The following is a 21355-nucleotide window of genomic DNA, read 5'->3' as shown; positions in this document are numbered from 1 at the left end:
AACCGGATCAACACAAAACCAAGAATCACATGCATCATTTTAGCTGCTTTGCGAAGTCGCGCAATGATTGCGCGCTGACCTATCCCTCACCGAATATGGGTAGCCAGATTTAGGCCGCTCGTGGTGAGTTCAGGTTTTCAAATCTGGCAGCGGGCCTTCAAACTGCAAGCGGATTAAGCGTCATTGTCTGAAGAAAAAACCGGTGTGTATCAAGTGCGACATTATTCCCGACAATAAAACTCAGGTTGACTTAACCGACTAATTCACTCAGAAAACTCGCGCAGGCGCCCTTAGTCGAGCGCCCAAAGAATATCGTTTCTGACAGGAAAGATCATACGTCATGATTAAGCTATTTACTGCGACAAGTGCCCTGACACTGTGCATTGCAACCGCCGCATCCGCAGGCGATGCCCCCTCGAAAACCGATGTGCTGAACACCTACGCAAACATCGCCGAAGCCAAATATGATGACAGCCTGATTGCCGCCAAATCCCTTCAGGCCGCTGTGGCGGCGTTGATCGCCGAACCGTCGGACGCCAACCTGAATGCCGCGCGCGCCGCATGGGTTGCCGCGCGCGTTCCTTATCAGCAAACCGAGGTTTATCGTTTCGGCAATGCCATCGTCGACGATTGGGAAGGTAAAGTGAACGCCTGGCCACTGGATGAGGGCCTGATCGACTATGTCGATGCAGCCTATGGTGGTGCAACTGACGAAAACGAATTCGCCGTCCTGAACGTTATCGCAAACCCCAACTTCGAGCTGTCAGGCGAAACCGTTGATGCGGCCGAAATTACGCCCGAGCTGCTGGCAGATACCCTGCATGAGGCAGACGGTATCGAAGCAAACGTTGCGACCGGCTACCACGCAATCGAATTCCTGCTGTGGGGCCAAGACATGAACGGCCACGGTGCAGGCGCAGGTAACCGCCCCTGGACAGACTTCGCGCAGGGTGATGACTGCACCGGCGGCAATTGCGACCGTCGTGCCCAGTACCTGAGCGCAGCGACCGATCTGCTGGTCAGCGATCTCGAGTGGATGGCTGCGCAATGGCAGGAAGGTGGTGACGCACGCGCTGCTCTTACAGAAAACGAAGATGCAGGCGTCAGCGCAATCCTGACCGGAATGGGCTCGCTGTCTTATGGTGAGCAGGCAGGCGAACGCATGCGCCTGGGTCTGATGCTGAATGATCCGGAAGAAGAGCATGATTGCTTCTCGGACAACACCCACAACAGCCACTACTATGATGGCCTGGGCATTCAGAACGTCTATCTCGGCAACTATGTTCGCATCGACGGCACCCCGGTTCAGGGCGCATCCCTGTCGGATCTTGTCGTTGCAGCTGACCCCGCGCTGGACATTGAAATGAAGGCGAAACTGTCGAACACCATGCAAGCTCTGGGTCGTTTGAAATCCACGGCCGAAGCTGGCTTTGCCTATGACCAGATGCTGGAAGCAGGCAATGCTGGTGGAGAAGCGCTGATCATGGGTGGCGTTAACGGTTTGGTTGATCAAACCAAGACCATCGAGCGTATCGTCGCCGTACTCGAGCTGGATCAGATTGAGTTCGAAGGCTCTGACAGCCTGGATAACCCGGACGCCGTGTTCCACTAATCCCCTCGCAGGCTGTTAACACTCAGCCGACCGGAAGCGCAGGCGAAAACCTGCGCTTCCAAGCCTCCGGATCACAAAGAAGTGCTCTTTCTTTCTGGACGGCCCTCAAATAACTTACTATTTGAGTAAGAAATCAGCCAACCGGTCGAGTCGCTATGATCGTATGCCACTGCACCAATATCTCGGACACCGAAATTCGCGCCGCAATTGACTGGATGCGAACGGCTGATCCGCAGGCCATCATCACGCCGGGCAAAATCTATCACGCCCTTGGAAAATCGGCAGATTGTGGGGGCTGTATGCCTCTGTTTCTGGACACGATGCGCTCTAGCGACAATCTGGAAGTTCCGATGCAGCTCCGCACGCTGAGTGCGGATGGAACACAAGTGAATGCCGCTGAAAAGCGATCCAAAGTGCGTCGCAAATCCAAACAAATCGCGGCGGCATGAATTGATCCGGGGCAACCAGCATTGGTTGTGTGACCGCCTGCAGGAAGACTGGCCACTGGTCAAAGGCACCACGAAGTCGCCATCAAAGAAATGGAAAAGTGGTCAGGTTGATCCCATAAATCAAATTTCTGCAAAGCTATCTCAACCTGCAAACGCTTGACACTACAAGGATCAGGAATACACCAGAGGAAACAATGGGATGCAATCTTGCGAACGAGATCAGGCAAGAGCATTCTTATAGGAAACGCGCGAGTACTGCCGGGAAGCCGGTGACTATGTATCGATGCCACTGTTCGAAAAGCCGTGTCCACTAAAGGGGACCATATCGGCTTCGTCGAAACTCAGCTCGATCTGTATGAAAGGATTGGCTAAGCCAACTATGTGCAGTTCAACGCGTCTAAAATGGGCGAGAAAGACTAACCTCGCCGTCCTGCCGATTGCCTTACTGGGGGCCACCCAAGTACTCGCTTCCGGGCTGCAGGACCCTCACCTGAACATAACTCCCAGAACCGAAGATGAACGCTTGCGGATCGAAGCCGTTACTGCAGCGCCACAGGATTTTTCGGCCCCGCAACGGTTTGAAGATCTGAGCGCCGGAGCAGCGACGGTCCGCGTGCGGACCGATGCAGATGCGTTCTCTTTGCCATCAGGCAATATTAGTTTCGAACAGGAACTGGACTTCAGAGTCGGAAACGGGCTGTTCAAGAAAATATGGGTCTCGTCCCCCTCATCGACACTGGCCTCAGACGGTTTGGGCCCGTTGTATAACGCACGCTCGTGCCAACGATGCCACATCAAGGATGGCCGAGGTCATACACCAGCCAATGCTGACGACAACGCGATCTCGATGTTCTTGCGCGTGTCTATTCCCGGCTCGCCTGAGGATGCGCCGGCAGAAATCGAAGACTATATCGCCACCCTGCCCGACCCGAACTATGGCGGCCAGATGCAGGATTTCGCGCTTGCAGGTCATCCTGCCGAATACCGATTGGACATAGACTACGAAGAAATCCCCGTTGAACTGTCCGAAGGTGAGGTCGTTTCCCTTCGCAACCCCACCCATACGGCCGCAGATCTGGGCTACGGCCCTTTGCATCCCGAAGCGATGCTCAGCCCGCGGGTCGCGCCGCAGATGATCGGACTAGGCTTACTCGAGTCCATCCCTGTCGAAGATTTGCTGGCCAACGCCGATCCGGACGACGCGGATGGCGACGGCATTTCGGGGCGCCCAAACATCGTCTGGTCGGTTGAATTTGACCAACCCATGATGGGCCGTTTCGGTCACAAGGCAGGAATGCCCACGGTGATGGAGCAATCCTCCGCCGCCTTTTCCGGCGATATCGGGATTTCCACCCCTCTTTACCCCGCCCCTGCAGGCGATTGCACACCGGCCCAGACCAACTGCATTGAGGCGCCCCACGGGGACAACGATGTGCGCGGTTTCGAAATCGATCAGCAAGGTATGGACCTTGTCGCATTCTACAGCCGCAATCTGGGCGTTCCGGCGCGTCGGGACACCGATGATCCAGAGGTTTTGCACGGTAAAGAGGTGTTCCACACCAGCGGCTGTGCTTCCTGCCATGTCCCGTCATTTGTAACCCACAGAATGCAGGATCGCCCCGAACACAGTTTCCAATTGATCTGGCCATACACCGACCTGTTGCTGCACGACATGGGTGACGGTCTTGCCGATAACCGCCCCGAGGCCCGGGCTACGGGGCGTGAATGGCGCACGCCTCCACTTTGGGGTGTTGGTCTGACAGAGCGTGTCTCGGGCCACACTCAGTTTCTGCATGATGGCCGTGCCCGTTCCTTACTTGAGGCGATCCTTTGGCATGGAGGCGAGGCTCAGGCAGCTCGCGATACCGTTGTGTCCATGCCTAAAGCCGACCGCGACGCCCTGATCCGCTTTCTGGAGAGCCTTTGATCCCATGCGCACCACTGTTTTTGCCACCGCGTTGCTGATACCACTTGCCGCGTTTGCTCAGGATCGGGCCCCGATCTTGTTGGACGTGACAGAGACGCATGTCCTGCCTCGGTATGCAGAATTATCTGAGGCGACCGAGGCACTGGTGAACACAACACAGTCCGATTGCGTGCCTTCATCAACTGCTTTACGTGAAGTCTATGGCTCCGCGTTTGACGCCTGGATTTTGGCGAGCCACCTGCGTTTCGGCCCTTCAGAAACCGATGACCGCGCCTTCGCGTTGGCATTTTGGCCGGACACAAAGGGGTTCACCCCCAAGGCTCTGTCCAAGATGATCGCCAGCGAAGACGCCTCAGTGCAGGATCCCGATGCCTTTGCGGACCAATCAATCGCCGGGCGCGGATTCTTTGCACTGGAACGGCTCTTGTACGATCCAGCCTTTGAAGAACAGGGCAGTGCAGAATATCGCTGCAGTCTTATTCAGGCCATTGCCGCCGATATCGACCGAAATGCCGACGCGATCAATGTCGACTGGCAAAGCTATGCCCCAAAGCTGACACAACCCGGCGAAGACAGCCCCTATCGCGATGGCGATGAGGCAATGCAGGAACTGTACAAGGCTCTGCTCACAGGCCTGCAATTTACTGCCGACACTCGGCTGGGTCGCCCCATGGGAACTTTTGACAAGCCCCGCCCTAACCGGGCCGAAGCGCGTCGTTCCGAACGCTCTCAGCGTCATGTCGAGCTGTCTTTGATCGCACTGCGTGATCTGGCTGCCCGACTGTCCTTCGATCATCCTGAAATCGCAGCAGATTTGGATGCGGCATTTTCAAAAAGCATAGATCGCGTGCAGTCGCTGGAAGATCCAGATTTTGCAGATGCCGCAACACCGCAAGGCCGGTTCAGGCTTGAGGCCTTGCAGCAATCGATCAACGATATTCGGCAAATTGCGGTAACCGAGCTTGGCCCAACTCTGGGCATCAATGCCGGTTTCAACTCGCTCGACGGGGATTGATCGCGATGACCAGCAGGCGTCACTTTCTTGCAGGTCTAGCAGCTGCCAGTCTGGCACCTGTTCCGGGATGGTCCGCAGTCGGCACCCCTGATTTTCTGTCAGCTGCGTTGTTTCCGGACGGATCGTACAGGTTAGTTGGCTTGAATGCGGACGGGGTGATACTCTTCAGCCTGCCGCTGCCTGACCGTGGGCATGCCGCCGCAGCGCACCCGATACATGCGCAAGCCGTTGCTTTTGCACGCCGCCCCGGGACTTTCGCGCTGGTCATTGAGTGTTCAACCGGAACAGAAATCGCCAGACTTTCTGCCCCGGAAGGGCACCACTTTTATGGCCACGGAGTGTACTCGCGGAACGGAGCACTGCTTTTTACTACCGAGAACGACTATGAAGCCGGTGAAGGGATGATCGGGGTCTGGGACGCGGCAAATGGCTATGTGCGACTGGGTTCTTTTTCCTCTGGTGGAATCGGCCCTCATGACATGGTGCTGATGCCGGATGGCGCTTCTCTCGCAATTGCCAATGGTGGCATTGAAACCCACCCCGATGCCGGGCGTTCTAAACTGAACCTGCCCACAATGCAGCCGAACTTGACCTATTGCGACCTGAACGGACAGGTGCTTGATCAGGTGCAATTGCCAGCTGCGTTGCACAAGAATTCGATCCGCCATTTGTCTCTTCGACAGGATGGGCTCGTGGCGTTCGCCATGCAGTGGCAGGGCAACAAAACGCAACATCCCCCGCTTCTGGGGCTACATTTAAGAGGGAGCGAGCCCAAGCTTCTGTCTGCACCCGATGACGCACAAACCACTCTGCAGGGTTACGCAGGCAGCGTTGGGTTTTCCAGCGACGGCCAGACCGTCGCCATCACCTGTCCACGCGGTAATGCCCTGCACCGCTTTGACGCCACGAGTGGCGCATTTACCGGCGCGTTTGCACTGCAAGATGTCTGCGGTCTGAGTTCCGGGCCTACCGGCCTGATTTACACGACCGGAAACGGCGACGTGGGACGTCTGGCGACAAATGGGACGGAAACTCGGGCAACCGCTCCTTGTCAGTGGGACAATCATCTGGTTCCGGTAAACACCGCCGTATAACTCCCCCAAAACGGCAACACATAGATTACACTTGGAAGAATCAAGCGGCTGCCGTATTGGCGGGCGCGAAACTGACCGCCTGATTCCTGAGGATGACCTGATTGAAACATTCGACTGTTGCGCCGCATTCCGTTTATGGAGTTGAAAGGTGGGGTAAAGGCCTCATCGAGGTGACAGAGGATGGCGAGATCGGATTGCGAAATCCGCTGGCGCCTGAGGCAGAGGCTATCAGCCTGCCCGGTATATTAAACGATCTGGATCAGCGCGGCATCAAATCACCGATGATCCTGCGGATCAGCTCTTATCTGGAGCACGAAATCGCGCATATCAATGAGAGCTTTGCCGACGCAATAGCACGAACTGGTTACGGGGGCAGCTATCGTGGTGTCTTCCCGATCAAAGTGAACCAGCAGGCGCAAGTCGTCGATCGGATCGTCGAGTTTGGCAAGAAGTACAACTACGGTCTCGAAGCAGGATCCAAACCCGAACTGGTGATTGCCTTGGCGCACCGTTTAGCCAGCGAAGCGCTGATCGTCTGCAACGGCGTCAAGGATGCCGAGTTCATCCAGCTTGCCATCCTCAGCCGCAAGATCGGATTCAATACGGTCATCGTTCTGGAAAGCCCGAAAGAGGCTGACACGGTGATCGAAGTTTACAAAGAACTAGGCATCGAGCCCCTGATCGGTGTGCGGGTGAAACTAACCAACCAGATCAGCGGCAAGTGGGAGGAAAGCTCGGGCGACCGGTCCGCCTTTGGCATGAACACCGATCAACTTGTCGCCACTGTCGACAAGTTGAAAGAGGCTGGGCTACTGCATTGCCTGAAGCTTCAGCATTCGCATCTGGGCTCTCAGGTGCAGGACGTCAACGATGTGCGCCGTGCCGTGGGCGAAGCCTGTCGCTATTACACCGAACTGACGCGCGAGGGTGTCCCGCTGACCCATCTGGACCTCGGCGGCGGCATGGGTGTGGATTATACGGGTGAAAAGAAAGCGGCTGAGAACTCTATCAACTACACGGTCGAGGAGTACTGCGCCAATGTGGTGGAAACCGTGGCCTACGCGATGGATGAGGCTGAAGTTAGCCACCCAACGCTGGTCACTGAAAGCGGCCGCGCTGTGGTCGCCACGTCTTCGATGCTGGTGTTCAATGTGCTGGAAAGCACTTTGTACGATGCGCCAAACGGTCCCGAGGTCGAAGCGGACGACCATCATATGGTCTCAGATTTGGCTGCTGTACATGGGTACCTCAGCAAAGATCGGCTGCAGGAATGCTGGAACGACGCCACCTTTTATCGCAATGAACTTCGCGCCCTGTTCCGCCGCGGCTATGTCGATCTGCGCCAGATGGCCCGGGCCGAGCGAATCTACCTGTCGCTAATGGCCCGCCTCAAGGCACTGGCGGCAAGTGATGATCTGGAAACGGATGTCGACGATCAGCTTGAGAAAGTGGCCGACATCTATCACTGCAACTTCTCACTGTTTCAGTCTTTGCCAGACGTCTGGGCCATCGACCAACTGCACCCGATCGTGCCGCTGCAGGGGCTGAACAAAAAGCCCGACCGACGCGCTGTCTTGTCTGACATCACCTGCGACAGCGATGGTAAAATCGACCGGTTCATTCTGGCCGACGGTGTTTCACCCAGTCTGCCGGTGCATTCACTGCCAGAAGAAGACGAATACTACATGGGTGTTTTCTTTGTCGGCGCCTATCAGGAAACGCTGGGCGATCTGCACAACTTGTTCGGAGACACCAACGTCGTCACCATCGACCTGCGCGCTGATGGCGGCTTTGACCTGCTGCACGAGCAAGAGGGCGACACAATCAGTCAGGTCCTGTCCTATGTCGAGTTCGACCCCAACGACTGTGTCGCCGCCTTCCGCAAAATGGTGGACGAGGCGATCTCGACCGGTACTCTGAAAGCCAAAGACCGCAAAACCCTGATGAGCGCCTATCGCGACTCGATCAACGGCTACACCTATTACGAATAACCCCCTGTGAGAGGAGATCACCCCCATGGGTTCTTTGACTGGAAAAACACTGGTTGTCGGCGCAGGCGGCGTATCGCACGCCGCGGTGCACAAGATGGCGATGAATTCGGACATCTTTACCGAGATCACTCTGGCCAGCCGCACCAAGTCGAAATGCGACGCCATTGCCGCAGCCGTGAAAGACCGTGTCGGCGTTGATATCAAAACCGCCGAGCTGGACGCCTATAAGGTCGCGGACACGGTCAAGCTGATCAAGGAAACCGGCGCCGAAATCCTTGTGAACCTCGCCCTGCCCTATCAGGATCTGGTGCTGATGGATGCCTGCCTTGAAGCTGGCATTCACTACCTCGACACCGCGAATTATGAGCCCGAAGATGAGGCCAAGTTCGAGTATCACTGGCAATGGGCCTATCAAGAGCGGTTCAAAGAGGCCGGCCTGACCGCCATCCTCGGCTCGGGTTTCGATCCGGGCGTGACCAGCGTGTTTGCCAAATGGCTCAAGAAGCACAAGCTGGACACCATCCGTCAGATCGACGTTCTGGATGCCAACGGCGGCTCGAACGATCAGGAATTTGCTACCAACTTCAACCCGGAGATTAACCTGCGCGAGGTTCTGGCTGAGGTGCGCCATTGGGAAGGTGGCGAGTGGAAACACTCCCCGGCCATGACCCACAAGGTCGAATTCGACTTCCCCGCCATCGGCCCCAAGAACATGTACCTGATGTATCACGAGGAACTGGAGTCGCTCTCGACTCACTTCCCCGAGATCGAGCGCGCCCGCTTCTGGATGACCTTTGGCGACGCCTACATCACCCACGCCAAAGTGCTGGAAAATGTCGGCATGACCCGCATTGACCCAGTGATGCATGACGGTAAGGAAATCATCCCGATCCAGTTTCTGAAAACCCTGCTGCCCGATCCCGGCGATCTGGGTGCGGAAACCAAGGGCAAGGCCTGCATCGGCGACATCGCCACGGGTCAGGCCAAGGACGGCTCGGGCGAGAAGACCTATTACATCTACAACATCTGCGACCACGAGGAATGCTATGCCGAGGTCGGCAGCCAGGCGGTTAGCTACACCACCGGCGTCCCCGCCATGATCGGCGCGGCACAGGTGCTGAAGGGCAACTGGACCCAGCCCGGCGTGTGGAACATGGAACAGCTCGACCCGGACGACTTCATGGACATGCTCAACGAGCACGGCCTGCCATGGCAGGTCCATGAACTCGACGGTCCGGTCGAGTTCTGAGCCAACAAAACTTCATCTGACCAAAAAACTTCAGGGCTCGGGGGACACCCCGGCCCCTCCTCAATACGGAGACGCCGGTTATGTCCGACATGATGACCACACAGGCGGGCGACGCCGGAGCCTTTCGCACTTTTGACCTGAGCCGCGTGCCGAGCCCATGCTTCGTGGTCGATGAAAAGGCCGTCGAGCGGAATCTGACCATTCTCTCCGATATCGGAACCCGGTCCGGTGCGCATGTGCTCAGTGCCCTCAAGGCGTTCTCGATGTTTTCGCTTGCCCCGCTCATCCGCCAGCACCTCGGTGGCACCTGCGCCAGCGGCATCTACGAGGCGCGTCTCGGGCGCGAAGAATACGGCGGCGAGGTCGCAACCTTTTGCGCCGGGTACAAGGACACTGACATGGATGATATCCTTTCGCTGTCCGACCACATCATCTTCAACTCGCCAGCGCAAAAGGACCGCTTCCTCGCCAAGGCGCAAGCCGCAGGCGTTCAGGTTGGTCTGCGCATCAACCCGGAACATTCCGAGGGGGAAATTCCCAAATACGACCCCTGCGCGCCGTGTTCGCGTCTGGGGACACCGGTCAGCCAGCTGACGGCAGAGGCCCTGACCGGCGTTGATGGGCTGCATATGCACACGCTCTGCGAACAGGGGTTCCAACCCTTGCAGCGGACATGGGAAGCGGTCGAACCCAAACTCAAACCCTTCCTTGGCCAGCTCAAATGGCTGAACTTCGGCGGCGGCCACCACATCACCCGCGACGATTACGACCGCGACGGGCTGGTGAAATTCATCAAAGCCATCCGCGAAAAATACGGCATCGACGTCTATCTCGAACCCGGAGAAGCGGTGGCACTGGATGCGGGCATTCTGGTCGGAGAAGTCCTCGACCTGCCCACCAACGGCATGAACCTCGCCATCACCGATATCTCGGCCACCTGCCATATGCCCGACGTGATCGAGGCTCCCTATCGTCCTGCTTTGATGGATGAAGCCGAGGCTGGCCATACCTACCGTCTGGGCGGCCCCTCCTGTCTGGCCGGTGATGTGATCGGCGACTACACGTGGGAGAATCCGTTGGAGATCGGCCAGCGCTTTGCCTTCCTTGATCAGGCGCATTACTCGATGGTCAAGACCAACACGTTCAACGGCGTTCCCCTGCCCACAATCGCGCTTTGGAACAGCGGAACGGACGAACTGAAGATCGTCAAACAGTTCGGCTACGACGATTTTAAGGACCGACTCTCATGAGTATTTTCCTCGACAGTGAACTGACTGCATCCGAACGCACCGAAGACGCCCGATTCCGTGTGATCCCGGTGCCGCTGGAGCGCACAGTGTCCTACGGCTCGGGCACGGCCAAAGGCCCTGAAGCCATCATCGAGGCCAGCAACGAACTGGAACGCATCACCGGCCATGCCGAACCTTGTGTCGAGGGTATTTTCACCGAAGCCCCCGTCGATTGCGACGCCACGCTACCCGAGATAATGGACCGCCTGTCCCAGCGCACCGAAGCCGCGGTTCGGGCGGGCAAGATACCGGTCACACTGGGTGGAGAGCACTCACTCAGCTACGGCGCCGTCATGGGAGTGGCGCGCGCATTGGGGCAACCAATCGGAATCGTCCAGATCGATGCACATGCCGACTTGCGCAACGCATATCAGGGCGAGAAACACAGCCACGCCTCAGTCATGCACCTGCTGGCCGAGGAAGGTATCAAACTGGCCCAATTCGGTGTGCGCGCCTTTTCGACAGAAGAGGCAAAGAGCCGCCTGATAAACCACGTATTCCATGTGGACGCCGAAGAACTTGTGACCGGCAATATCCACGCTGTTGACCTGCCTGAGGATTTCCCCGAGCTGGTCTATGTCAGCTTTGACGTCGACGGGCTGGACCCCTCGCAAATGCCTGCCACCGGCACGCCAGTGCCGGGCGGGTTAGGCTATTACCAGGCGCTGCGGCTGGTCGAACACGCGCTCAAGGGCCGCAAATGTGTGGGCTTCGACGTGGTTGAGTTAGCCCCGGACGGCAATGCCGCCTGGGACTTTACTGCCGCGCAGATCGTCTATCGGTTGATGGCAGCCTGTTAACCTTCGGACGTTTCGTTCAGTTCCATATGTCCCTCGACTTTGTTCAGGACACGGCGCAGCATCGGCTCAAAAAACTCCAGTGGTTTCGTCGGGTAATCCGGATCGAAAGCCTTCTGGTCGTATTCATGGCAGAAATGGCGGCAGTCCTCCCAATGAGGGCTGTCGCGATACTTGTCACGGGCATTGCGGTCGCCACCGAGGTGGTGATTGTAGTAGTAGCCTTGGAACACGCAGTGGTGCTTGAGAATCCAGTAAGTCTTTTCGCTGACATAAGGTTTCATCATCGCAGCGGATAACTCGCCGTGGTTGTAGGGCGATAGAATGTCTCCTGTGTCGTGTATCAACGCCGCGACGACTAATTCCTCGTCGGCACCGTCCTCATAGGCACGGGTCGCGGCCTGCAGGCTGTGCTGATAGCGGTTCACCGGATAGGGCGTCCACTCTTCATCCAGCGAACGAATGGCGTCGAGAATCCGATCCGGAAGGGCGGCATTATACGCCTCTTCATACTCCATCACAGCATCCCAATCGGCCTTGGTGGCTTCTTCGAAACTGGTCCAGGTGGGTTTGTGGCTCTTGTCCAGCATGGCGCGTCCTTTGGCTAATGACCTGCCCTCAGTTTAGCGAAGCCAAATTGGATAAAAAAATGAATTGATTTTATCAGTTCGATGAAAAAATACTTTCGCATGCAGATCAAAGCCCTTGAGACATTTCTATGCGTTGCCGAACAAGGTGGTTTTCACGCAGCGGCCAGAAAGCTGAACGTGACCCAAACCGCCGTGAGCGCCCGTATCCGCCTGATTGAAGAAGCGACTGGACGGAAGCTGTTTACCCGCGGGGCAGGTAGAACATCACTTACGGAATTTGGTCAACAATTTCAGCCATATGCGGAGCAAATGCTGTCGCTTTGGTCCTTTGCATCACGTGATCTGCCAGCGCAGAGCCAAAACCGAATAGCCTTGCGTTTAGGTGCGCAGCTAAGTGTTTGGGATCCTCTGCTGGTGGACCTCGCTGTGCAGTTTGAGAAGCAATTCGGCAAGTTGCTTCTAACTCTGAACTACGACCACAATCTGAACATGACCGAAGCTGTCGCAACCCATGTTCTGGATGCAGCGCTGACACATGAAAAACCGTCTGACACACGCGTCATCTTTCATGAATTGCCCGCTGAAAGATTGACGCTGGTTGAAGCCCCTAACAACTCAGCAGCACATGACGATCCGGTGTTTGTGAACCTGGAGCTGGGCGATGTTTATCAAGAGCACATTCGCACAAGTCTGAGACAAGCATCGGGCCAATCAATCTTTCTGGGAAATTGTATGATGGCGCTACGGTATCTGCTTCAAAGGGGTGGTCGGGGGTACTTTCCAGATTATGTTATCGGAAGGCGTATCCGTGCCGGCGAACTCGTTATCGTACCAAACGAACCAGATTTAAAGCTTCCACTCTATCTGGTCGCACGACCTGCGAGCGAACAACACACCTATTTCGATGATATCCTGACCTGTCTTACGTATCTGCGAAGTTAGTCTCAAACTGGAGATGGAACAGCCACATCCTGACGGTTTCGCTGGCGGATCAATGGCCGTCCGGCAACCAACAGGAATAGGCAAGAAATCAGAATTCCCATGATTCCAGGTCCATAAAGTATTGGCCAGAGTTTTGGATCATCAATCACGATGGGTGCAACGAATCCACGTACGCCCTCTAAAACAACAAGAATTGTAAAAGCCCCGAAAATCTGAGGCCAAAGTCCAAAGCGGGAAAAACTTCCCAACATCAGCGTTGAATACCCGACCAATGCGACAGTGATACAGATAGCAATCCAGGAAAATCGCTGATGTAACTCTTCAACCAACTGCCCGTGTGTAAATCCGTAAGTAGCAGAAGCGGCTTCGATATCTTCGATAAATTCCACCGTTGGAATAGCCTCAAGACTGCGCTGGGCCATGTCGCCGCTGCTGGTTAACTCAGAAATGTCGTACGACGCATCTTCGAACAGAGTTGAAGACAGGGTTTTGTCCTGCTCGTTCAGCCGCAGGGCAACGCCATCAACCATAACCAGGTGAATTCCAGCGTCATTGTTAACGAGATACGCTGTCGTGCTTGAGTAACTTACCGGATTGGCCTCATCGCGCCGGTCGGAAACGAAAACCTCGTGCAGCGTTCCATCCAAGTCGATTTGCCCGATATACACGGTAACGCCCGGAGCCGGATGCAGAAACTCGCCTTCGTTCAAAAGCTGCGCGGTCACGTCTCCGGCCACTTCGGCCTGTCGTCGTTCCAATTGATCAACCGAAGCGGGGCGCAAAAAGACACTGATGGCAGCCATCATCAGTCCAGCAATCAAACCGAATATGAAAACCGCGCGTGCAAGCCGCCAAGGACTGGAACCAGTCGCGAGCATTACGGTCATTTCACTTTCGCGGCTCAACCGGTTAGTGGCATACACTGCGGCTGCGAACACGGCCATCGGCATAACTGTTCGGATCAGTGTCGGTAGCGTCAGAGCGGTGAACTCCAAAAACACCATCGCCGACTGACCACCGCTGATCACGCGGTCAAACAAACTGACCGATCGTGTGATCCAGAAGACTCCGACCAGAACCAGCGTGAAGAAACCAAACAGCACCAGTAGTTGCCGCAGGAAGTATCCATCGAAACGCGACATGTAGCTCCATCCGCCCGCTGAGGTTTCGGCCGACATTATTCCATTCAAACCGGAGAGGAAACCGCGATTACGCGACCAGAACAAGGGAAACAACTTTCATGCCCTTATACTGCCGCTACAAAATACAGCGCTGGATCAGGAACCGTCAGCCCGGATTATCATCCGGAAGAAGGTGAATTGTCAGATAACACAACAGCTGAAACCCACCCTGAACCATGTGATTTTGTTCAAGATCGAACTTCATGACCACCTGGTCTGCCAGAAAGAACGCAAGCCACAGCCCCAACGAAACGATGAATGCATAATCCACGCGTTTAAGCCAAAGCTCCTTGCGGGAATAGGGTGTTACAATTGCAAAGGAGAACAACAGGGTCGATACCAGCGCCCAAAGGATAATTCCCACGAACAGCGCGATATCGATCGCAGCAGTGGCCCCGAACGGCGCCAGAGCCTGTTTCAAGAACGGGTAGTTCTGGCCATCAAACCATGGCGTAGCGGTTAAACCCAACATTTCCAAACCGCCCACGAAGTCGGTCAGAAATGCAATTGCCCACCAGAGCCCCCAGAAAACTACAAGACTTTGTTTGAACAACACTCTCACGAATTGCACACCCATCGATTGGTTGCTGAAGCAAAACAATAATCAACAGGATACGCCGAATTAGAAAGAAGTGGAAATCTCGACCTGTACTAACCGTCTGACGCAGCTATTAACTGACGTGCACTTGTGCGAGCAGAACAAACAATCGACGTTTGGAGGAATGGCAGGGGCAGCAGGGTTCGAACCCGCGACCTACGGTTTTGGAGACCGTCGCTCTACCAACTGAGCTATACCCCTATGGTGTGCTCCAGATATGCCAGCGGCGCGGAGGACTCAAGAGCCTTTTTTAGATTCCTTCGCAGTTCCCCAACAGACAAAAAAGTTGCGCATGACGCGCAGTCCTATAAGACAAGGTTCGGCCAACAACAGGGACACCTAACGTGAGCTTCCGCAAAAAGATCGCAGACAGCGAAACCTTTCTGAATTGGGTTGCTCGGCGCATCGCAGGCTACATCCGTCTGGTGCACCGCAATACGCGCTGGCAGCGGATTGGCTATGAAGAGCTTGATCAACTCGCAGAAAGCGGTGAACCGGTCATTGTCGTTTTGTGGCATCAGCGTTTGGCGCAGTCCCCCTATTTCTTTCCTTTGGACAAAGGGCGCATCTGCTCGATCACTTCGGCTGCACGCGCTGGCAGCATGGTAGGACGGGTTCAGCGATTGTTCGGAATGGATACGATCGCGATGTCCAGTCACAAACGCCACGTGGCTTTGTCGCGAGAAGTGCTTGGCAAAATGAAGCAAGGTATCTCGATCGGGATTGCCGCAGATGGTCCAAGGGGCCCCGAGCGCATATCGTCGACCGTTCCGCTCATCTGGGCGCGCACATCGGGCAAACGCGTTTTTGGTATTACCTACTCTGCCCGCCATGGGCGCGAAGCGGGGACCTGGGACCGACTGTTGATGCCCCGCCCCTGGCGAAATGAAGGGGTGTTTCTGTGTCGTGAGTGGACCGATGCCGTACCGCGCAAAGCTACCGAAGAACAGATTGAAGAGCTGCGCCAGAGCCTTGAAGACCACATGAACCGGATCACCGCCGAAGCAGATCAGATGGTTGGTCGAGAACCCTGGAAACCGGCGGGCTGATACTCAAACCCAATAGGTCAGCGCCAAGGGCAGAACGATTAACGTCGCCAGAGTCGATACCAGAATGTAGCCCGCTACATCCGGTGCTTTGTCGGGCTGGTACTGATCCGCGAACAGGTAGTTCGCGACCGAGGAAGGCATAAGACAACACAGGATCACCACGCCACGTTCGGTGCCGGTAAATCCAAACGCCCACACTACAGCCACCGCCACAGATCCTGCGATACATAAATGCAGAACTGTGAGCAGTCCTGCCTGCTTCACATCTCTGACCTGAAATGATGCAAGCGTATGTCCCATTGTCAGCAACAGCATCGGGATCGCAAGCCCACCCAAAATGTCAAAGCTCGACTCTATCGGCTTGGGTAAATGTGTGCCGGTCAGGACCAGCCCCAAAGCGATTAGTGCAGCATAGATGACCGGAGATGTCAGCACAGCTCTGACCGATATGGTTCCCGACGGAATCCAGATACCCACCGTGAACATGCTGAGCAGGATCACCACGACGAATCCCATCGCATACGCCATCCCGGCATCGCCAAACGCCAACAAAGTGACGGGCAACCCGATGCTACCGACATTGCCGTGCATCAGCGGCCCCAGAAATGCAGCAATGGAATACCCCAGCAGCCGCAAAGCAATGAGGCTCAGCACGGCGAAACCCGCGACCGCTACTGCGGCGGCACCAACCACTGTTATAAACGTGCCGCCATCGATCTGGGCCGTTGAAATATGCGAGATGACAAGTGTCGGAAAACCGACGCGGGATATCAGATCGTTCACGACCTTGGTGTCGAAAGGGGCCTTGATCAGCGCCAGCGTGTATCCAACCCCGACACAAATCAGAACCGGCAGGATGATGTTGAAGACGTTTAAAAAAATGTGCTCCAGATGCGCAATCATGCCTGTGCTGACACCACCTTTGGGAATTGCTGGTTCAAATTATGATCCAGCCTGTGCGACAGAATGGATTTTCGCAAGGAAAAGCTGTGTCTCGAACCGAGGCACTAGAACGCCATAGTACGGTTGGTAGTCGGCCAACCGCCAACCGATGTGATCAGCTATAACGTACCCGCATCTTGATCGCCTGCATGAAGCGGCCATGCGAAATCAGTGCCGACATGAAATCTTCCAGATACTCTTCAGATAGTCCCGCATCGATCGCGCCGTCAAAAATTTCCTCGGCTTGTACAAAGTTCTCTTCTTCGATCAGAATCATTGCATTGATGAACTGTCCGAAAGAATCACTGGGACCCAGCGCCAAAGAGCGGTCAATTGCGTCTCGCGCTTCGGGGATTTTATCGAGTTCCAGCGCGATTTCAGCATGCAATCGATGATCGAAGTGGTCGGCTCCATCCATTTCAACGCCGCGACGAATAAGCGCCAGTGCTGCATCGAACTCTGCGTCATCCGCAAGCAGGCTTGCCTGCCAATACACTAGATATCCACTTTCACCGGCGCGGGACTTTGCCTCGTCCAACACCTTATGCGCCTCGGAACGACGACCCAGAGCCGAAAGAGCCCGCGCACGTCGCACATAACCATCTGAATCGTCAGGCCGTGCTTCGATTACAGCGTCCGCATCCTTAAGCGCCTGTTTCGGGCGATCCAGCATCAACAATATGAGTGATCGCCGGGACCGGGCAGAAATAAACTCCTCATCCAATTCCAGCGCTCGATTCACGTGATCAAGCGCATCATCCCACTGTTGTTTCTCGGAAAGGACATAGGCCAGCCCATATTCTGCATTTGCATCGGCATCATTGATTTCCAGTGCCGACGTGAACAGTTCATGCGACTTGTTGTATTGACCGTCATAAGCCAGCACCCATGCCAGTTCCCGCATACCCCAAGGGTATTCCGGATCCAGCGCCAGTGAGGCGCGCATATAGTTTTCGAACTCATCAATCTCGATCTGTCCGGCCCAATGTTGACTGGAAGCAAGCCCCGCCATGTTTTGAGCATTGGGCTTTCGCAATACGGCCTGCCGAAAGAGCTCAACCGCCGCGGGGTAATCATCCAACAGATACAAAACCCAGCCCTGCCCTTGCAGGCCCGGTTCTGCATTGGGATCGATTGTCAGAATCTGATCAAAGACATCGTGAGCGCGATCAAGATCATCGACATCAACATAGGCCCAAGCCATCCGATCCAGCATCTCGATACGCTGCGCATCAGACGACCCAGCTTCCTCAAGACCGAGTTGACAGATCTCGATCAACCTTTCGGGCGTATCACTCTGCTCGATGCAGGCCGAAGCATAAGTCGACTGAGAATTCGTGAGCAAAGGCTTGGACGCAACTTCGCTGATCATCGTCGTCAGCCCAAGCAAAAACGCGCCTGAAAACTGGGTAAAACTCTTGAAAGAATAGATCATTGCATATCGGCTTGTCATAAAGTTCAAAACTCACTTAGCAATTCATTGCGACAAGAAAAAGGATTTTGAAGATAATGAGTTGCCGGACTTGGCGCCCGCTACCAATCGCACGCTTAGCTGGGATACTATTCAGAAATCACCCAGTGAGCTGATCCCCGCGTACCTTCACGGAATTTGCAATCGTGCCGTCTGCAGAAAGCGCGAAATCTCAAGGCCAAGGCTTGCTTCGATTGAAATCTCCAGATCGGGTTTTTTCTCAAGTTCCATATTCAGTTTAGTCAGGTCCCAGCGGATGACACGCGCGGGTTTGGTTGCCTTTACGGATACCGGAGCCACAAAATCCTGGTCATTGCTCAGAAACGCGGTGCCGCCCAGAAACCGACCCTCGCCAAGCTGGTCCACCGGTTCACCATTCATCTCAACACTAAACTCCCCGTCGACAGTCAATAACAGGCTATGAACATGTTCTCCCTCTGCAAGCAGCACTTCACCCGTTGGGACGATTTCGGAAACTCCCATTCTCAGCAGGTTGTATGCATCCCGCTCAGAAAAGTTCCTAAGGGCGATGTTGTACAGATGTCTTTCGGTGTCACTGAAAGCAACCGGACGGCGTTCAAGCAGAAGGCGGATGATCCAATAAATATTGATCGCTGTGAAAAACAGGTTCCAGCCAATCGGTGCCCATAACGGACTGCTTTGTAGGTAGTAGTAGGGCAGCAATATCAGCGCACCGATAACGGACAGGACCCGTAGCCAGAAGATATCTCTTACCGAATAGGATATGAGGTAGAAAATGTTCGCCGCATTGACCAACAGGTCCAGTCCCACCATGTCTCCACCTCACCCGCTATGTGCGCGTATTCACGCGTTTCTATTTCGCTATTGCAAGTTTAGGCATCTATTCGAACTGCGGGGAAGAGATAGTTGAGGTCTGAAATCCAGGCGTCAATCGCGGCGGCCACCGAACTGTAATTAGCCAAAGATGGATACGATCAACGACACAACAACCTCCCAGTTTTGGCGCCCGAAAAAGTAGCGCGACAGGCTCGAAATCAGGGAGCCACTTCCAATTCAAAGCGATGTGCCGAGGTCAATCCCAAGCGAAAGTTTGCATGGCCTTCGTATTTTCCAACAAATTCTATATCATCATATTCAAATGATTTATCTTGGGGGGAGGTACTGATGAACAAACTAGTTGCTTCGGCAATGGCGCTTCTTGCCGCTACGACCCATGCTCAGGCTCAGTCCAATCGCAGCAATCCGACAGCGGACTACGCCCTGATCAACGGCGAGATCCATACAATGGACGCAAGCGGAAGCATTGCAACCGCTATCGGCATCGAAGGCGGAGAGATCGTTTATGTAGGTGATTCCACCGGGTTAAAAGATGTTATCGGTATTGGCACAGAGGTCATTGATCTAAAGGGAAAAATGGCCCTGCCCGGCTTCGTGGATGGACATATCCATGCGGCTGCAGGCGGGTTGATCATGCTTGGTGTGGACTTGCAGACGGATGACAAAGACGAGTTGTTTGACCGTATCCGTAAAGAAGTCGAAACCAACAAGGACGACATAATTCTTGGCTATGGGGTCCGCTTCAATCCCTGGACAGATGGCAACCCGACCGCCGCCATGCTTGATGAAATCGAGGCTGATCGGCCGGTCTACCTATGGGCCATCGATGGTCACGCGGCCTGGGTGAACTCCAAAGCGCTGGAAATGGCCGGTATCGACAGGAACACGCCTGACACAGCACCCGGATTTTCGTTCTTTGAACGCGACGACGAGGGAAATCCAACAGGATGGATAATTGAAATACCTGCGCAAATGCAGGTTTTGACTTCGCTCATTGATGTGAACCCCGAATTCATGTCCGAGGGTGTTTCAAATTGGCTGCAGCGTTTCGCAGCAGCAGGAATCACAGCAGTCCATGACCATGGCATTCAGGGAATGAGTCAGGAAGAAGGCTTTCAGATGATGGCCGATTTCGAGAAAAACGGAGAGCTGCCAATTCGTTTCATCGGCTCCTACTATTGGAATGATGGGACGATTGATCCTGTTCCCGGTACGCAGGAACTTAGCGACCGATTTAACTCTGATTTGGTTAAAGCAAGCTATCTGAAAATCAATATGGACGGTGGAGACGACAAATGGAATGCGCTCTATGTGGACCCATATGCCGATAAACCCGATTTAGTGACTGAACCGATCATTCCAGTGAGACTGGTCAAAGACGCGGTCATCCGCGCCGATGCAGCTGGTTTCAACGTTACCTGCCACTGCTTCGGAGATCTGGCTGTAAGAACTCTTTTGGACGCCATAGAGGCCGCTATTGAGGTCAACCCTGACCGCGAACGCGCGCACAAAATAACGCACGGCACTTTGATTCACCCGGACGACTACACCCGGTTCGGAGAACTTGGTGTCATCTATGACACGACCGGGGCTTGGATGACCTTCGATCCACTGTTGCAGTCGGTTTCGACCACGCGTCTGGGTGAAGATCGCGTTCAGGCCATGTATCCCGTCAACAAAGTAGTGGCTGGTGGCGGAGTCTTTTCATTTGGCTCAGACTGGCCTGTCTCAGGATATGTATCCGAATATCGCCCTCTTGCGGCCATCGAGGCAGGGGTAACACGCCAGTTGCCCGGGCGCTCAGACGTCCCGCCACTGGGGGGTGATGAGGCCAGAATGCCGCTACAGCTCGCATTGGAAGCTCATACCATCAACGCCGCCAAAGGAATGGGTATGGATGACCAGATCGGCAGCCTCGAGGTTGGTAAGAAAGCCGACATCGTAGTGCTGGATCAAAACCTATTCGAGATCGAGCCGACAGCGATCTCTGACGTCGACGTTCTTTACACGATAATGGGCGGCAATCTGACTTACGAAAAATCGGACTGAAGCGGATAACTATTTCTTTCGCCTGTTAGCTTAGGCAAAAACGAAAAAGGGCGTCCCGAGGGACGCCCTTTCTTTGGATATTCGCTGGCGCGACTTACTCGATGATTTTCGAAACGACGCCGGCGCCGACGGTGCGGCCGCCTTCGCGGATCGCGAAACGCAGACCGTCTTCCATCGCGATCGGTGCGATCAGCTCGACGGTGAAGCCGACGTTGTCGCCAGGCATAACCATCTCGGTGCCAGCTGCCAGGGTCACGGTGCCGGTCACGTCAGTTGTACGGAAGTAGAACT

The 21355-nt window shown here is 55.1% G+C and carries 19 protein-coding genes and 1 tRNA gene; 12 read left to right on the top strand and 8 right to left on the bottom strand.

What is annotated here, in order from left to right; all coding sequences use genetic code 11:
* The first annotated feature begins 340 nt into the window (after positions 1–340).
* The 9 genes from ACR0IO_RS22600 to speB all read left to right on the top strand — a co-directional run bounded on the left by ACR0IO_RS22600 (position 341) and on the right by speB (position 11426).
* On the top strand, positions 341–1612 hold the full coding sequence (locus ACR0IO_RS22600; RefSeq protein ID WP_480745039.1) for an imelysin family protein: 1272 nt from the start codon (positions 341–343) through the stop codon (positions 1610–1612).
* A gap of 155 nt (positions 1613–1767) precedes the next feature.
* A complete protein-coding gene (locus ACR0IO_RS22595; protein ID WP_480745036.1) occupies positions 1768–2061 on the top strand; it encodes a (2Fe-2S)-binding protein in 294 nt (97 codons plus the stop codon).
* Positions 2062–2440: 379 nt separating this feature from the next.
* Positions 2441–3988: a di-heme oxidoreductase family protein gene (locus ACR0IO_RS22590; RefSeq protein WP_480745034.1), complete on the top strand. Its 1548-nt coding sequence runs from the start codon at positions 2441–2443 to the stop codon at positions 3986–3988.
* 4 nt (positions 3989–3992) lie between these two features.
* Positions 3993–5003, top strand: coding sequence for an imelysin family protein (locus ACR0IO_RS22585; RefSeq protein ID WP_480745032.1), 1011 nt, complete (start codon positions 3993–3995; stop codon positions 5001–5003).
* A 5-nt stretch (positions 5004–5008) separates the two neighbouring features.
* A complete protein-coding gene (locus ACR0IO_RS22580; RefSeq protein ID WP_480745030.1) occupies positions 5009–6097 on the top strand; it encodes a DUF1513 domain-containing protein in 1089 nt (362 codons plus the stop codon).
* A 101-nt stretch (positions 6098–6198) separates the two neighbouring features.
* Positions 6199–8088, top strand: coding sequence for a biosynthetic arginine decarboxylase (gene speA / locus ACR0IO_RS22575; RefSeq protein ID WP_480745028.1), 1890 nt, complete (start codon positions 6199–6201; stop codon positions 8086–8088).
* Positions 8089–8113: 25 nt separating this feature from the next.
* Complete coding sequence (locus ACR0IO_RS22570; RefSeq protein WP_480745026.1) at positions 8114–9337, top strand: saccharopine dehydrogenase family protein; 1224 nt, start codon at positions 8114–8116, stop codon at positions 9335–9337.
* An 80-nt stretch (positions 9338–9417) separates the two neighbouring features.
* On the top strand, positions 9418–10587 hold the full coding sequence (gene nspC / locus ACR0IO_RS22565) for a carboxynorspermidine decarboxylase (RefSeq protein WP_480745024.1): 1170 nt from the start codon (positions 9418–9420) through the stop codon (positions 10585–10587).
* Positions 10584–11426 (top strand): agmatinase, encoded by an 843-nt coding sequence (speB, locus tag ACR0IO_RS22560; protein WP_480745021.1) that lies wholly within the window; start codon positions 10584–10586, stop codon positions 11424–11426. The genes nspC and speB overlap by 4 nt, the downstream gene beginning before the upstream one ends.
* Here speB and ACR0IO_RS22555 read toward each other — a convergent pair.
* The gene (locus ACR0IO_RS22555) at positions 11423–12013 is read right to left on the bottom strand and encodes an HD domain-containing protein (RefSeq protein WP_480745017.1); all 591 of its coding nucleotides are present in this window, start codon (positions 12011–12013) and stop codon (positions 11423–11425) included. The two genes, speB and ACR0IO_RS22555, sit on opposite strands and share 4 nt — an antisense overlap.
* A 99-nt stretch (positions 12014–12112) precedes the next feature.
* On the opposite strand from ACR0IO_RS22555, the gene ACR0IO_RS22550 reads away from it, so the two are divergent.
* Positions 12113–12955, top strand: a complete 843-nt coding sequence (locus tag ACR0IO_RS22550; RefSeq protein WP_480745015.1) for a LysR family transcriptional regulator — start codon at positions 12113–12115, stop codon at positions 12953–12955.
* Positions 12956–12957: 2 nt separating this feature from the next.
* On the opposite strand, the gene lptF is transcribed toward ACR0IO_RS22550, so the two are convergent.
* The 3 genes from lptF to ACR0IO_RS22535 form a co-directional block, all read right to left on the bottom strand.
* Positions 12958–14097, bottom strand: a complete 1140-nt coding sequence (gene lptF, locus ACR0IO_RS22545) for an LPS export ABC transporter permease LptF (protein ID WP_480745013.1) — start codon at positions 14095–14097, stop codon at positions 12958–12960.
* A 145-nt stretch (positions 14098–14242) separates the two neighbouring features.
* Positions 14243–14608 (bottom strand): hypothetical protein, encoded by a 366-nt coding sequence (locus ACR0IO_RS22540; RefSeq protein WP_480745011.1) that lies wholly within the window; start codon positions 14606–14608, stop codon positions 14243–14245.
* 251 nt (positions 14609–14859) lie between these two features.
* A tRNA-Trp gene (locus ACR0IO_RS22535) sits at positions 14860–14935 on the bottom strand.
* Positions 14936–15078: 143 nt separating this feature from the next.
* Between ACR0IO_RS22535 and ACR0IO_RS22530 the strand changes: the two genes are divergently transcribed.
* Positions 15079–15783 carry a lysophospholipid acyltransferase family protein gene (locus ACR0IO_RS22530; RefSeq protein WP_480745009.1) on the top strand — a complete coding sequence of 235 codons (705 nt, stop codon included), beginning with the start codon at positions 15079–15081 and terminating at the stop codon, positions 15781–15783.
* Between the two features lie 3 nt (positions 15784–15786).
* Here ACR0IO_RS22530 and ACR0IO_RS22525 read toward each other — a convergent pair whose 3' ends face one another.
* The 3 genes from ACR0IO_RS22525 to ACR0IO_RS22515 all read right to left on the bottom strand — a co-directional run bounded on the left by ACR0IO_RS22525 (position 15787) and on the right by ACR0IO_RS22515 (position 18991).
* Positions 15787–16686, bottom strand: a complete 900-nt coding sequence (locus ACR0IO_RS22525; protein WP_480745007.1) for an AEC family transporter — start codon at positions 16684–16686, stop codon at positions 15787–15789.
* A 154-nt stretch (positions 16687–16840) separates the two neighbouring features.
* Positions 16841–18160 carry a tetratricopeptide repeat protein gene (locus tag ACR0IO_RS22520; RefSeq protein WP_480745005.1) on the bottom strand — a complete coding sequence of 440 codons (1320 nt, stop codon included), beginning with the start codon at positions 18158–18160 and terminating at the stop codon, positions 16841–16843.
* Between the two features lie 165 nt (positions 18161–18325).
* Complete coding sequence (locus ACR0IO_RS22515; protein WP_480745003.1) at positions 18326–18991, bottom strand: cyclic nucleotide-binding domain-containing protein; 666 nt, start codon at positions 18989–18991, stop codon at positions 18326–18328.
* 351 nt (positions 18992–19342) lie between these two features.
* Here ACR0IO_RS22515 and ACR0IO_RS22510 point away from each other — a divergent pair, with 351 nt between their 5' ends.
* A complete protein-coding gene (locus ACR0IO_RS22510; RefSeq protein ID WP_480745001.1) occupies positions 19343–21064 on the top strand; it encodes an amidohydrolase in 1722 nt (573 codons plus the stop codon).
* A gap of 94 nt (positions 21065–21158) precedes the next feature.
* Here the strand turns inward: ACR0IO_RS22510 and ACR0IO_RS22505 are convergent.
* Positions 21159–21355, bottom strand: a 197-nt coding sequence (locus ACR0IO_RS22505) for an EF-Tu C-terminal domain-related protein (RefSeq protein WP_480742360.1), incomplete at its 5' end; no start/stop codon positions are given.

The organism is Ruegeria sp. CE12 (genome assembly GCF_056537525.1).
The sequence above is the reverse complement of the archived record's forward strand: the minus strand, read 5'-3'. Positions and strand labels throughout refer to the sequence as shown.